Here is a 12416-nt window from a genome sequence, read left to right as displayed (position 1 = left end):
GGGCGAAAAATCTTAGAGCCGGGGGCGATCCGCTCCGGAACGCGGCGTTCTGACGGAAGCGCCGCGAAGGCGCAAGAGCCGTGGCGGCAGGACTGCGTCGAAGGCACCCAGCATGAAGCCTGCGGCGGCGTAAGTCGCGGCGCCTGCGCAACATAGGAGCGCCAGTGCGCCGGCCCGCCGCAATACCGGCTCGCCCGGGTTCAAAGCAGGAAGGAGCGGTCCGGTCGCGACGTTCAGCACCAGCACCATGAGCGCGGTGGCCAGCAGGATCGCAAGGATCGTCCTTGCATCCGCCCAGCGCGGCCGCCACAGCCCGGTTCGCAGGAGATCGATTGCGAGCAGCCCGGCTTGGACGATGAAAGCGAGGCTCGCGGCAAGAGCGCCGATAATCGCGGCATTGCGCCAGTCGAGCAGGAGGAACCCGGCCAGTGCCGCGATGGCGACCGCGGCGAAACCGGCGATCAGCGGCAACCGCGGCTGTCGGCGAACGAAATAAACCTGCCCGAAAACCTTGGCAGCAAGCGCGAAGGGCAATCCGAGCGCGAAGGCCGCGAGGGCAGCAGCGGTGCGCTGGCGATCGGCAACGCCGAACTGCCCGTTCTCGAACAGCACCGAGACGATCGGCTCGGCCAGCACGAACAGAGCCGTCGCGGCGGGGACCGCCAGCGCCAGCCCGAGCGCCAGCGCCCGGCCAAGCAGGGCGTCGTGATCAGCCTGCGATCGCTCACCCGCCATGGCAGAGAGCACGACCGTGCCCATGGCGACGCCGAAAAACGAGAGCGGCAGCTGGAAGACGCGGTCGGCGTAGTACAAGGCCGAGACGGAGCCGGGTTCGGTCGAGGCGATCTGCGTCGAAACCAGCAGGACAAGCTGTGCGGCGGAAGCGGCCAGCAGCGTCGCCCCACCGGTCTTGACCAGCCGCGTCATGTCCGGCGACCAGCGCAGGCTGGGGCGTGGCAGGCCGATGCCCCGCAAGCGCCACAGGATCATCGCCAGATGGGCGAGCCCAGTCAGGCTGAGGCAGGCGGCGAGCAATGTCGCGCTGGCATGGCTGTCGCTGCCACGGAAGAGCTCCATCAGCAGCGCTGCAAGCAAGATCGCATTCATCAGTGCCGGCGCCAGCGCCGCCACGGTGAAGCGGCCTTCGGCATTGAGCAGCGCAGCTAGCAGGGCGGCGAGCGTGGTCAGCAGTACGAAGGGCAGCATAAGCCGCGTGTAGAAGGCGGCGAGCGCCAGCGTCTGCGGTTCCTCGGCGAAGCCACCGGCGAGCCCAAGCACGACCCAGGGCGCAAAAATCTCCGCGAGGACGACGAACCCGATCAATAGCAGGCCAAGCTGGCTCGCTGCCGCGCCGGCGAAGCGTTTCGCGGCCTCCTCGCCGCGCTCGGTCTTGATGGCGAGGTAGAGCGGCACGAAGGGCGCGTTCAGCCCGCCTTCGCCGAGCACGCGCCGGACGAGGTTTGGTAGCCTCAACGCGGCCAGGAAAGCATCCGCCACGGGGCCGGTGCCGAGCAGGCGGGCGATCAAAACGTCGCGGGCAAAGCCGAGCAGGCGTGACAGGATCGTCGCCGCGCCGACAATGAGGGAATCGCGGGCGAGGCGGGAGGGTGGCTGGGAAGACGCGCCGCTCATGACCGCTCGTCCCCGGTCACAGCCCGAGGTCCTCACGAAGGCGGTCGATCTGGTGCATGCGCTGGTGCAGGATCGTGACGATACCGATGTCGTCATTCGCCAGCCGGCGCCAATAGATGACATGGCGCTCATGGCGCACCATGAAGCCGTCGACGCCGAATTCGGCCGGAACCGGACGCGACATCACCGCATGCGTTTCGATTCGGCTGAACGTTTCGAACAGGCCTTCGATATAGCGTTGCGCCTGCTCCTTGCCCCAGCGCTCACGCGTGTAACGATAGATCTCGTCGAGGCGGTGCGACGCCGCTTCCTGAATGCGGATCTCGGCCATGGGCCGTCAGGCTTCGTTGCGCGCGATCACTTCGGCCGCAGTGAGCGGCCGATAGGCGGAATCAGGGGCAGCGAAGGCACGTTGCAACTCAGCCTTCAGCCGTTCGAAGGTCACGCGCTCCGCCTGTTCCTTGTCGCGGCGGATGAGGTCGCGGACATATTCGCTGACATTCTCATAGTCGCCGTCCGGCCCGACATTCTCGGCGACGAAATCGCTGAGCGGGCCGCTGAGCCGGACAGTCATGGTGGTGGTGCGTGGCATTGGCTCGCTCCTTGTCTTCAACATGCACAAGAATGAAGACAAAATCCAGTGCGCGGCCGCGTCGCCTTACAGAATGAACCGGCTCAAATCCGCGTTCCGCGCCAGATCGCCGATGCGCGCTTCGACATAGGCCGCATCGATCGTCACGCTCTCGCCGCCACGGTCGGTCGCGGTGAACGAGATCTCATCGAGGATGCGCTCGATCACGGTCTGGAGCCGGCGCGCGCCGATGTTCTCGACGGTCGAATTGACCTCGACCGCGATGCGCGCGATCGCCGCGATCGCATCCGGTGTGAAGTCGATCGCGACCTGCTCGGTCGCCAGCATCGCCACGGACTGCTTGATCAGGCTCGCCTCGGTCTCGGTCAGGATGCGCTTGAAGTCCTCGACGTCGAGCGGCGAGAGCTCGACCCGGATCGGCAGGCGCCCTTGCAATTCCGGTAGCAGGTCGGACGGCTTCGAGACATGGAAGGCGCCAGACGCGATGAAGAGGATGTGGTCGCTCTTCACCGGCCCGTGCTTGGTCGCGACCGTGGTGCCCTCGATCAATGGCAGCAGGTCGCGCTGCACGCCCTCGCGCGAGACGTCGGCGCCGCCACGGCCTTCCCGGGCGCAGATCTTGTCGATCTCGTCGAGGAAGACGATGCCGCTGTTCTCGACCTCGCGGATCGCCGCCTGGATGATCGCATCCTGGTCGATCAGCTTGTCGCTCTCCTCGGCGAGGAGCGGGCCATAGGCGTCCTTGACCTGGACGCGCCGGGGCTTGCCCTTCTGGCCGAAGGCCTTGCCGAACATGTCGGAAAGGTTGATTGCACCGATTGAGGCGCCGGGCATGCCCGGCACCTCAAACATCGGCTGGGTGGAGCCGCCCGAGGCAACCTCGATCTCGATCTCCTTGTCGTCGAGCTCGTTGGCGCGCAGCTTGCGGCGGAAGGCGTCGCGCGTGGTTGCGCTCGCCGTCGGCCCGACCAGCGCGTCGAGCACGCGCTCCTCCGCGGCGACATGCGCCTTGGCCTGGACATCCTTGCGCCGGCTCTCGCGCACCAGCCCGATCGCGACCTCGACCAGATCGCGCACGATCGATTCGACGTCGCGGCCGACATAGCCGACCTCGGTGAACTTGGTCGCCTCGACCTTGAGGAAGGGCGCATTCGCCAGCTTGGCGAGGCGACGGGCGATCTCGGTCTTGCCGCAACCGGTCGGCCCGATCATCAGGATATTCTTCGGCGCGACTTCCTCGCGCAGCGGGCCCTCGAGCTGCTGCCGCCGCCAGCGATTGCGCAGCGCGATCGCGACGGCGCGCTTGGCGTCATTCTGGCCGACGATGAAGCGGTCGAGCTCGGAGACGATCTCGCGGGGAGAAAACGACGTCATCAAACAGGTTCCTGGATCATGATCAGCGCGGGACCGTCGCCGGTCTCGCGGATATCGAGGGCCATGAAGCCGGCCTTCTCATAGGCACGGATCGCGGCGGTATTCTCCGGATCGGGGTCGATCACCACCCGCGGCGCACCCTGCGCGAGCAAATGGCGGGCAAAGGCTCCGATGAAGCGCGTGCCATGGCCCTGGCCGAGCATGTCGGCCTCGCCGATGAACTGGTCGATGCCGCGCGTGCCAGCCGGCTGGTCCTGCAGCGGATAATCCGGCCAGAGCGCGGGATCCCAGCTCTGCTGGTGAGCGAAGGGGCGCCCGTCATGGCTGACGATCAGCGCCTCCATGCTCGGATCGCCGAAGATGCGCGCGATCTCGGCGAGTTCCTCGTCGGGATCGCCCCACCAGCGCCGGACATGGTCCTGTTCGAGCCAGCGCGCCAGCAGCGGAAAATCGTCGGGCGTCGCGGGCGCGAAAGCATAGCCGTCGGCGACGAAATTCATGCGCTCTCCAGGGTCTCGATGACGAGCGAGTGATTGGTGTAGACGCAGATGTCGCCGGCGATCTTCATCGCTTTCCGCACGATCGTCTCGGCATCGGCCTCGACATCGACCAGAGCGCGGGCCGCGGCGAGCGCGTAATTGCCGCCTGAGCCGATCGCCATCACCGAGCCATGCTCGGAAGCTTCCGGCTCGAGTACGTCACCGGTGCCGGAGATCAGCAGTGAGACCTCCTTGTCGGCGACGAGCAGCATTGCTTCCAGCCGGCGCAGATAGCGGTCGGTGCGCCAGTCCTTGGCGAGCTCGACGCAGGCGCGCAGCAATTGCGTCGGGAACTGCTCCAGCTTGGCTTCCAGCCGCTCGAACAGCGTGAAGGCGTCGGCGGTCGCGCCGGCAAAACCGGCGATCACCGCGCCCTTGGCGAGGCGGCGGACCTTCTTCGCATTGCCCTTCATGATCGTCGGGCCGAGCGAGACCTGGCCGTCGCCACCGATCACGACACGGCCGCCCTTGCGCACCATCAGGATGGTGGTCGCGTGCATGACGGGGGCATTGCTAGTCTCGGACATCGCGATTCGATCTCGATCAATGGCAGTCAGGAACCGCCAACATGTTCAGGCTGAAGCCCGGTATCAAGAGCGACCCGGTCAAACGCTGGAATCTGTCCGAGCGGGTCTTCTTCGCCTGCGGTGCCTGCCACATCCTCGCCTACGCCTTCCTGGAGGCCTATCCGGAGCATGGTTTCCACGCCGTCTGGATCAGGCCGGCCGAGGGCTTCACCGGAAACCATGTCTTCGTCACGGATGGTAAGACGGCCTTCGACTTTCACGGCTATCGCCGTGACGAGGCCCTGATCGCGCATCATTGGGCCAAGGGCCGGCTCTGGTGGCCGGGTTGGGATGGCACACTAGTGCCCCTGCCGCAGGATGTGCTGATCTCCAACGCCAAGTCGCAGCGATATGACGGGCTGTGGCTGCGCGAGCCCGGTCAGTTCCTCCACGACGCGATGCCGCGGGCGCAGGCGTTTTTGGCGCGCTTCGGGCCTCCGCCGTCAGGCGCCCGCCAGGCCGGCGGCACACTGCTCGACGAAACGGGCCTGCGCCGCCAGATAGGGTCCGGGGCCGTAGCTGATCCGTGACACGCCGAGCCCGATCAGGGTCTCGCGCTCGGGCGCGCCACCCATCACCATTACGTTCACGGGAAGCGTCAGCGCATCACAGATCGCCGCGATGCCACTCTCGTCGAGCAGTCCGGGAATGAAGAAGCCGCTGCAGCCGGCCTGCTGATAGGCCAGCGCCCGCTCGATCGCCGCATCGATCAGGTCCGGGTGGCGCGTCTTGTCAGCCTCCAGCAGGAAAAGATCCGTCCGGGCGTTGATGAACACGGCGATACCGAGACTATCCGCCGCGCTCCGGATCGCCTTGATCCGCTGCGCCTGGTCGGCGATGGCATAGAGCGCACCAGTCCCGACGATCTGGTCCTCGAAGTTCAGACCGACCGCGCCCGCTTTGATGATCCGTGCCGCATTCTTCGCGACGCCGTCCGGGTCTTTCGCGTAGCCGCCTTCGAAATCGACGGTCAACGGCAGCTCGACGGCGGAGGCGATGCGGCCGACGATCGTCTCGATGAGGTCGAGCGGGATCGCCTCGCCGTCGTCGAAGCCATGGGCCGCCGCCATCGACCAGCTCCCGGTGGCGATCGCCTGGCTGCCGGCCTTGGCGGCCGAGCGGGCGCTGCCGGCATCCCAGATATTGTAGAGGACCAGCGGTCGGCCTTTGACATGAAGTGCGGCGAGCTGGCCTGCTTTGTCAGCCTGTGTCATCGAACCTCTCCTTGCCTCGGCGCGCCGCTCGTAGCGGACCCTGCAGTCGCCTTCTGTCAGCAGGCCCGCCTCGATCGCCATGGCCTTCCGGCCGGTCGCCTGCTAAAGCGACGCGAAATTCCGCGAGCGACAGAGACGATCATGCGTTCTGGCGAAGTGAAGCGCCGCACCAACGAGACCGATATCGCGGTCAGGCTCGTGCTCGACGGCACGGGCAAAGCCGAGGTTTCGACCGGGGTCGGCTTTTTCGACCATATGCTCGATCTCTTCGCCCGCCATTCGCTGATCGACACCACCGTCAGCGTGAAGGGCGACACCCATATCGACGACCATCACTCGGTCGAGGATGCCGGCATCGCGCTTGGCGAGGCGCTGAAGCAGGCGCTCGGCGACAAGAAGGGCATCCGCCGCTATGCCGACGTCCACCTGCCGATGGACGAGACGCTGACCCGCGTCGCGATCGACGTCTCCGGCCGGCCCTTCCTGGTCTTCCGCACGCAGTTCAAGGCGGAAAAGATCGGGACGTTCGATACCGAGCTGGTGCGCGAGTTCTTCCAGGCTTTCGCCATGAATGCGGGCATCACGCTGCATGTCGAGACGCTCTATGGCGATAATGCCCACCATATCGCCGAGAGCTGCTTCAAGGGCCTGGCGCGGGCGCTGCGCAGGGCGATCGAGGTCGATCCGCGCGAGGGCGGCCGCGTGCCCTCGACCAAGGGCGCATTGTAAGGGATCGCTGCCATGGCGTTCTATCAGGCTCTGATCCCGCCGCCGGATGCGGGAGGCTTGCGCGAGGAGATCGAGCAGGCCCGTCTCTTGCCGGAGAGTTTCACCTGGCCCGCCCTGATCTTCGGCGGCTTCTGGCTGCTGTTCAAACGGCTCTGGCTCGCCTTCATCGTTTACGCCCTGATCTGGGCTGGGTTGATCTATCTCCAGCGTCAGATGGGCTTTTCCTTTCTCGCGGTGATGCTCTCGCATACCGCCCTTGCAGTTTTCCTCGGTCTCGAGGGCCAGAACCTGGTCGCGCGCAAGCTGTTGCGGAAGGGCTGGCGGCTGGTCGATGTGGTCGAGGCGCCCGACCTCTCCAGCGCCGAGCGCCGCTTTTTCGAGCGGGCGTTGCCGGCTGTCACGCCATCGCGCGTCGTCGAGGCGCCGTTGGCTCAAGCTCCCACCCGCTTCGCAGCCGGCCCCGCGCCGGTGATCGGCCTCTTTCCCGAGGCGAACGGACGATGAGCCAGACTGTCGCCATCGTCGATTACGGCTCGGGCAATCTGCATTCGGCCGCCAAGGCCTTCGAGCGCGCCGCCAGCGAAGCCGGCATTTCCTCGACCATCCGCGTCACCAGCGATCCCACCGAAGTCCGTGCGGCCGACCGCATCGTCTTGCCCGGTGTCGGCGCCTTCGCCGATTGCCGGCGCGGGCTCGACGCCGTCCCCGGCATGGTCGAGGCGCTGGAGGAGACGGTGCGGGGCAAGGGCCGGCCCTTCCTCGGCATCTGCGTCGGCATGCAATTGATGGCGAGCCGTGGGCTCGAATACGTCACAACCCAAGGCCTCGGCTGGATCGCCGGCGACGTCGCGCTGATCCGGCCGCAGGACGACGCCCTGAAGATCCCGCATATGGGCTGGAACACGCTGCATCCGCAGGACGAGCATCCGCTGCTCGAAGGCATCGAGACCGGTCCGTCCGGCTGGCACGCCTATTTCGTCCACTCCTATGCACTGACCGCCGAGAACCCGCAGGAGGTGCTGGCGCTGACCGATTATGGCGGCCCGGTCACCGCGATCGTGGCAAAGGGCAACATCGCCGGCACGCAGTTCCACCCGGAGAAGAGCCAGAAGCTCGGCCTGAAGCTGATCGGCAATTTCCTGAGGTGGGCGCCGTGATCCTCTTTCCTGCGATCGACCTGAAGGAAGGCCGGTGCGTGCGCCTCAAGCAGGGCGACATGGAGCAGGCGACGATCTTCAACGACGATCCCGCCGCTCAGGCCGCGACCTTCGAGACACAGGGCTTTAAGTGGCTGCACGTCGTCGATCTCGACGGTGCCTTTGCCGGCAAGCCGATGAACGCGGCCGCCGTCGAGGCGATCTTGCAGCGCGTCCGCTTTCCCGTGCAGCTCGGCGGCGGCATCCGCGATATGAAGACCGTCGAGGGCTGGCTCGCCAAGGGCGTCGCTCGCGTCATCATCGGCACGGCGGCGGTGCGCGATCCCGGCTTCGTGCGCGAGGCGGCCAAGGCCTTTCCGGGCAAGGTTGCGGTCGGCATCGACGCGCGCGACGGCTTCGTCGCGGTCGAAGGCTGGGCCGAGACTTCGGCATTGGCTGCCGACGATCTCGGCCGGCGCTTCGAGGACGCCGGCGTCGCCGCGATCGTCTACACCGACATCGCCCGCGACGGCATGCTCCAGGGCATCAACTGGGACGGCACGATCGCGCTGGCGCATGCGCTCTCGATCCCGGTGATCGCCTCGGGCGGCCTCGCTTCAATGGCCGATATCGAGCGGCTCATGGCGCCCGACGCGGCGATCCTCGAAGGCGCGATCACCGGCCGCGCCCTCTATGACGGCCGGATCGACCCGGCAGCGGCATTGGCGAGGCTCGCGGCGGCCTGAGCGAAGGCCGCCAGCCAGCATGGTCAAAGCAGCTAGGCCAGCTCGACCTTGCCGGTTGCCAGATCGTAGATGCCGCCGACCACGGAAAGCTGCTTCTGCGCCAGACGCTGCGACAGGATCGGCGTGGCCTTCCTCAGCTTGGCGACGTTGAGCCGGACATTGGCGATGGTCGCCGCCTTCAGCAGATCGGCAGCCCCTTCTTTCTGCGCCGCGAGCACGGCCGGCCTGATTGCGTTGATCAGCGCGGGCAGGTGCCCCGGCAGCTGCGTCTTCTCCTTGACGACATTGATCGTGGCCGAGACGGCGCCGCAATTGCTGTGGCCGAGGACCAGGATGAGCTGCGAGCCCAGCACCTGCGCGCCGTACTCGAGGCTCGCCAGCACGTCTTCGTTGACGAAGTTGCCGGCGACGCGGGTGACGAAGAGTTGGCCGGGCCCCTGGTCGAAGGCGAGTTCCGGCGCGATGCGCGAATCGGCGCAGCTCAGGATCGAGGCGAAGGGAGCCTGCGAGGCGGCGCGCGCTGCCCGGCCGGCCGAGAAGTCGCGCTCGTTCAGAGTGCCCGCGACATAGCGGGCATTGCCGTCCACCAGTCGCTTCAGAGCTTCATCGGCGCCGACCGCGGTCGATTGCGCCCGCACGGGCGCAGGCAGCGCGCCAGCCAGGGCCAGGCCGGCGCCGGCCGCAAACAGCCCGCGGCGCGAGAGCCCGGTCTTGCCGGCGGCCGAGACACAGTGATCGCACATCGTTGCAATCCTCGCAGGGGGCAGGATGTGTTCCGGCGCAGCCGGCCTGACGGATCAGCGCACGAACTGATTGTAGATCGTGGCGAACTCGCCGGTCGCCTTGGCGAGATGCAGCCATTGGTCGACGAAGGCCTTGAAGACGACGTCGCCGCGCGGCAGCAGATAGCCCATCTCGCCATATTGCAGCGGCTCGTCCGGGTTGATCGCGCACAGGCCCGGCTTGCTCTTCTCCTGAACCTTGGTCTCGATCGATTCGGCGATCATGATGTCGGCCTTTCCGGCCAGGATCTGGTCGAAGATCGTGACGTTGTCCGGATAGACCTCGATCTTGGCCTGCTTGAAGTTGGCGCGCACGAAGCGTTCGTTGGTGCCGCCGGGATTGACGATCACCCGGGTCTCCGGCTTGTCGATGTCGGCGACGGTCTGGAATTTCGCCTTGTCGGCGCAGCGTGCGATCGGCGCCTTGCCGTTGATCAGGTAGGGCGCGGAGAAGAAGGCGCGCTTTTGCCGGTCGAGCGTCACCGAGATCCCACCCATGGCGATATCGCATTTGCCGGCGGTGAAATCGTTCATCAGCTCGGCCCATTTCGTCTGCACGAACTTGGCTTCGACGCCGATGGCCTTCGCCAGCGATTTCGCGAGCTCGATGTCGATGCCTTCGAAGCTGCTGTCCTTGGCCAGCGTGAACGGCTTGTAGTCGCCGGTGGTGCAGACCTGCAGGGCGCCGCGGCTCTGGATCGCCTCGAGCTGGCTGGCGGGGGCCTGCGCCAGTGCGGCGGCGGTGAGGCCGAGCCCGGCAGCGGCGCTCAGCGCCGCGAGCTTCAGGACCTTGAAGGACGATGTGATCGTCATGGAATTCCCCTCGATTTTGCTTATGGCGCGCAAGAGAGCAGGGATCGTGCCGGCGATCAATCCAGCCAATGCGCGCTGCGTTTGCGTGCAGTGCAGCGGCAGCGCTATATGCGCCCGATCGCTTTTGTCGTTCCGCTCCGGGCAGGCCGCCGATGACCCTGAAGACCCGCATCATCCCCTGCCTCGACGTCAAGGACGGCCGTGTCGTCAAGGGTGTGCAATTCCTCGATCTCGTCGATGCCGGCGATCCGGTCGAGGCGGCCAAGGCCTATGACGCGGCCGGCGCCGACGAGCTCTGCTTCCTCGACATCACCGCCAGCAGCGAGGACCGCGGCATCCTGTTCGATGTGGTGACGCGCACGGCCGAGGCTTGCTTCATGCCGCTCACAGTCGGTGGCGGCGTGCGCTCGGTCGAGGATATCAGGCAATTGCTGCTGGCCGGGGCCGACAAGGTCTCGATCATGACCGAGGCGGTGAAGCGCCGCGAGTTCGTGCGTGAAGCGGCGCAGAAATACGGCGCGCAATGCATCGTCGTCGCGATCGACGCCAAGCAGGTTTCGCCCGAGCGCTGGGAAGTCTTCACCCATGGCGGGCGCAATCCGACCGGGCTCGATGCCGTCGCCTATGCCCGCGAGGTCGCCTCATTGGGAGCAGGCGAGATCCTGCTCACCTCGATGGATCGCGACGGCGCCAAGACCGGCTTCGACCTCGATCTGACCCGCCGCGTCGCCGATGCGGTCTCGATCCCGGTTGTGGCCTCGGGCGGCGTCGGCACGCTCGACCATCTCGTCGAGGGCGTGCGCGAGGGCCGCGCCTCGGCCGTGCTCGCCGCCTCGATCTTTCATTTCGGCACCTTCACCATCCCGCAGGCTAAGGCGCATATGGCGGCGGCCGGGCTGGCGATGCGGCTGGATTGACGTGATGACCAGCTTCACCCTCGCCGATCTCGAACGCATCGTCGCCGAGCGCGCCAGCGCTCCGCCGGAGGAATCCTGGACGGCGAAGCTCCTCGCCGCCGGTCCCGAGCGCGCCGCCAAGAAGCTTGGCGAGGAAGCCGTCGAGGCGGTGATCGCCGCTGTGAAGGGCGATCGCGACGAGCTTATCGCCGAGAGCGCTGATCTGCTTTATCATCTTTTGGTCGTGCTCAAGGCCCGTGATGTTGCATTGCGGGACGTCTTGAGCCAGCTTGAGGCCCGTACCGCGCGCTCCGGCCTGGCCGAGAAGGCGGCGCGGCCCCGTTGAAGTCGAGGCGAGTGTCGCGTTGAACCTCGAAGCCTGGAATACGGGGGGCATCATGGACCAGCGTCCGATTGCGGCGCCGCCTGGCCCCGACCTCGTCTCGCCCTATCGCAGCTTCACGCGCGACGAGTGGGCGCATCTGCGCGCCGATGCGCCGCTGACGCTCTCGGTCGACGACCTCACCAAGCTGCAGTCGATCAACGACCCGATCTCGCTCGACGAGATCGTCGCGATCTACCTGCCGCTCTCGCGCCTGCTTTCGCTCTACGTCGCCGCGACGCAAGGGCTGTTCAAGGCGACACAGCGCTTCCTCATGGCCGAGGCCGAGGTCAAGGTCCCCTATGTCATCGGCGTCGCCGGCTCGGTCGCGGTCGGCAAGTCGACCACCGCGCGCGTCCTGAAGGCGCTGCTTTCGCGCTGGCCGAACACCCCCAAGGTCGAACTCGTCACCACCGACGGCTTCCTTCTGCCCAATGCCGAGCTCGAGCGCCGCGGCCTGATGCAGCGCAAGGGCTTCCCCGAGAGCTATGACAGCGCCGCGATCCTGCGCTTCCTCTCGGAGGTTAAGGCCGGCAAGCGCGCCGTCAGCGCGCCTGTCTATTCGCATCTGGTCTATGACGTAGTGCCGGGCGAGCAGGTCACGGTCGAGCGGCCGGACATCCTGATCCTCGAAGGTCTGAATGTGCTGCAGCCGAGCCGGATGCCGCGCGACGGCACGATCATCCCGTTCGTCTCGGACTTCTTCGATTTCTCGGTCTATCTCGACGCCGACGAGAACGACCTGCACCGCTGGTACGTCAACCGCTTCATGACGCTGCGCCAGACCGCCTTCCGCGATCCGCGCTCCTTCTTCCGTAAATATGCCGAGATCGGCGAGGACGAGGCGCTCTCGATCGCCGAGAACCTCTGGACCGGCATCAATCTGCCCAATCTGCGCGAGAACATCGTCCCAACCCGCCAGCGCGCCGGCCTGATCCTGACCAAGGGCGCCAGCCACCGCATCCAGCAGGTCGCTTTGAGGCGGTTGTAGTGCGGGTGTGAGACGCCGGTTCTG

General features: G+C 66.5%; 17 protein-coding genes. 8 read left to right on the top strand and 9 right to left on the bottom strand.

The genetic code is table 11. The annotated features are described in order from the left end of the window. Nucleotides 1-12: 12 nt before the first annotated feature. The 6 genes from murJ to hslV form a co-directional block, all read right to left on the bottom strand. Nucleotides 13-1632, bottom strand: coding sequence for a murein biosynthesis integral membrane protein MurJ (murJ, locus tag B6S44_RS28430; RefSeq protein ID WP_164985999.1), 1620 nt, complete (start codon nucleotides 1630-1632; stop codon nucleotides 13-15). A gap of 16 nt (nucleotides 1633-1648) precedes the next feature. Beyond that, complete coding sequence (locus B6S44_RS28425) at nucleotides 1649-1963, bottom strand: type II toxin-antitoxin system RelE/ParE family toxin (protein ID WP_129160368.1); 315 nt, start codon at nucleotides 1961-1963, stop codon at nucleotides 1649-1651. Nucleotides 1964-1969: 6 nt separating this feature from the next. Then, the gene (locus B6S44_RS28420) at nucleotides 1970-2224 is read right to left on the bottom strand and encodes a ribbon-helix-helix domain-containing protein (RefSeq protein ID WP_129160366.1); all 255 of its coding nucleotides are present in this window, start codon (nucleotides 2222-2224) and stop codon (nucleotides 1970-1972) included. 66 nt (nucleotides 2225-2290) lie between these two features. Next, nucleotides 2291-3598, bottom strand: coding sequence for an ATP-dependent protease ATPase subunit HslU (gene hslU, locus B6S44_RS28415; RefSeq protein ID WP_129160364.1), 1308 nt, complete (start codon nucleotides 3596-3598; stop codon nucleotides 2291-2293). Next, a complete protein-coding gene (locus B6S44_RS28410; protein WP_129160362.1) occupies nucleotides 3598-4098 on the bottom strand; it encodes a GNAT family N-acetyltransferase in 501 nt (166 codons plus the stop codon). Before B6S44_RS28410 ends, hslU begins: the two co-directional genes overlap by 1 nt. Next, nucleotides 4095-4664 (bottom strand): ATP-dependent protease subunit HslV, encoded by a 570-nt coding sequence (gene hslV / locus B6S44_RS28405; protein ID WP_206735267.1) that lies wholly within the window; start codon nucleotides 4662-4664, stop codon nucleotides 4095-4097. Before hslV ends, B6S44_RS28410 begins: the two co-directional genes overlap by 4 nt. A 41-nt stretch (nucleotides 4665-4705) precedes the next feature. On the opposite strand from hslV, the gene B6S44_RS28400 reads away from it, so the two are divergent. Continuing rightward, nucleotides 4706-5233 carry a hypothetical protein gene (locus B6S44_RS28400; RefSeq protein WP_206735266.1) on the top strand — a complete coding sequence of 176 codons (528 nt, stop codon included), beginning with the start codon at nucleotides 4706-4708 and terminating at the stop codon, nucleotides 5231-5233. On the opposite strand, the gene B6S44_RS28395 is transcribed toward B6S44_RS28400, so the two are convergent. Beyond that, nucleotides 5147-5917, bottom strand: coding sequence for an isocitrate lyase/PEP mutase family protein (locus B6S44_RS28395; RefSeq protein WP_129160360.1), 771 nt, complete (start codon nucleotides 5915-5917; stop codon nucleotides 5147-5149). The genes B6S44_RS28400 and B6S44_RS28395 overlap by 87 nt on opposite strands. Before the next feature lie 141 nt (nucleotides 5918-6058). On the opposite strand from B6S44_RS28395, the gene hisB reads away from it, so the two are divergent. The 4 genes from hisB to hisA are packed head-to-tail and all read left to right on the top strand — an operon-like array spanning nucleotide 6059 to nucleotide 8528. After that, complete coding sequence (gene hisB / locus B6S44_RS28390; RefSeq protein ID WP_129160358.1) at nucleotides 6059-6646, top strand: imidazoleglycerol-phosphate dehydratase HisB; 588 nt, start codon at nucleotides 6059-6061, stop codon at nucleotides 6644-6646. A gap of 12 nt (nucleotides 6647-6658) precedes the next feature. Beyond that, nucleotides 6659-7150: a DUF2628 domain-containing protein gene (locus B6S44_RS28385; RefSeq protein WP_129160356.1), complete on the top strand. Its 492-nt coding sequence runs from the start codon at nucleotides 6659-6661 to the stop codon at nucleotides 7148-7150. After that, entirely contained in the window at nucleotides 7147-7803 is a 657-nt protein-coding gene (hisH, locus tag B6S44_RS28380; RefSeq protein WP_129160354.1) for an imidazole glycerol phosphate synthase subunit HisH, read from the top strand. The genes B6S44_RS28385 and hisH overlap by 4 nt, the downstream gene beginning before the upstream one ends. Then, nucleotides 7791-8528 (top strand): 1-(5-phosphoribosyl)-5-[(5-phosphoribosylamino)methylideneamino]imidazole-4-carboxamide isomerase, encoded by a 738-nt coding sequence (gene hisA, locus B6S44_RS28375; RefSeq protein ID WP_129160352.1) that lies wholly within the window; start codon nucleotides 7791-7793, stop codon nucleotides 8526-8528. The genes hisH and hisA overlap by 13 nt, the downstream gene beginning before the upstream one ends. 32 nt (nucleotides 8529-8560) lie before the next feature. On the opposite strand, the gene B6S44_RS28370 is transcribed toward hisA, so the two are convergent. Together B6S44_RS28370 and B6S44_RS28365 are read right to left on the bottom strand one after the other, a co-directional pair. Beyond that, nucleotides 8561-9271, bottom strand: a complete 711-nt coding sequence (locus B6S44_RS28370) for a carbonic anhydrase (RefSeq protein ID WP_129160350.1) — start codon at nucleotides 9269-9271, stop codon at nucleotides 8561-8563. A 54-nt stretch (nucleotides 9272-9325) separates the two neighbouring features. After that, nucleotides 9326-10123, bottom strand: a complete 798-nt coding sequence (locus B6S44_RS28365) for a transporter substrate-binding domain-containing protein (RefSeq protein ID WP_129160347.1) — start codon at nucleotides 10121-10123, stop codon at nucleotides 9326-9328. Between the two features lie 152 nt (nucleotides 10124-10275). Between B6S44_RS28365 and hisF the strand changes: the two genes are divergently transcribed. Genes hisF through coaA form a run of 3 tightly spaced genes read left to right on the top strand, consistent with a single transcriptional unit; the run spans nucleotide 10276 to nucleotide 12392 of the window. Further along, the gene (gene hisF / locus B6S44_RS28360) at nucleotides 10276-11040 is read left to right on the top strand and encodes an imidazole glycerol phosphate synthase subunit HisF (RefSeq protein ID WP_129160345.1); all 765 of its coding nucleotides are present in this window, start codon (nucleotides 10276-10278) and stop codon (nucleotides 11038-11040) included. Nucleotides 11041-11044: 4 nt separating this feature from the next. Continuing rightward, entirely contained in the window at nucleotides 11045-11365 is a 321-nt protein-coding gene (locus B6S44_RS28355) for a phosphoribosyl-ATP diphosphatase (RefSeq protein WP_129160343.1), read from the top strand. Between the two features lie 52 nt (nucleotides 11366-11417). Continuing rightward, nucleotides 11418-12392, top strand: a complete 975-nt coding sequence (coaA, locus tag B6S44_RS28350; protein WP_129160341.1) for a type I pantothenate kinase — start codon at nucleotides 11418-11420, stop codon at nucleotides 12390-12392. The last annotated feature ends 24 nt before the right edge of the window (nucleotides 12393-12416 follow it).

The sequence above is a fragment of the Allobosea sp. Tri-44 genome (genome assembly GCF_004123845.1).
GTDB lineage: Bacteria > Pseudomonadota > Alphaproteobacteria > Rhizobiales > Beijerinckiaceae > Allobosea.
The sequence above is the reverse complement of the archived record's forward strand: the minus strand, read 5'-3'. Positions and strand labels throughout refer to the sequence as shown.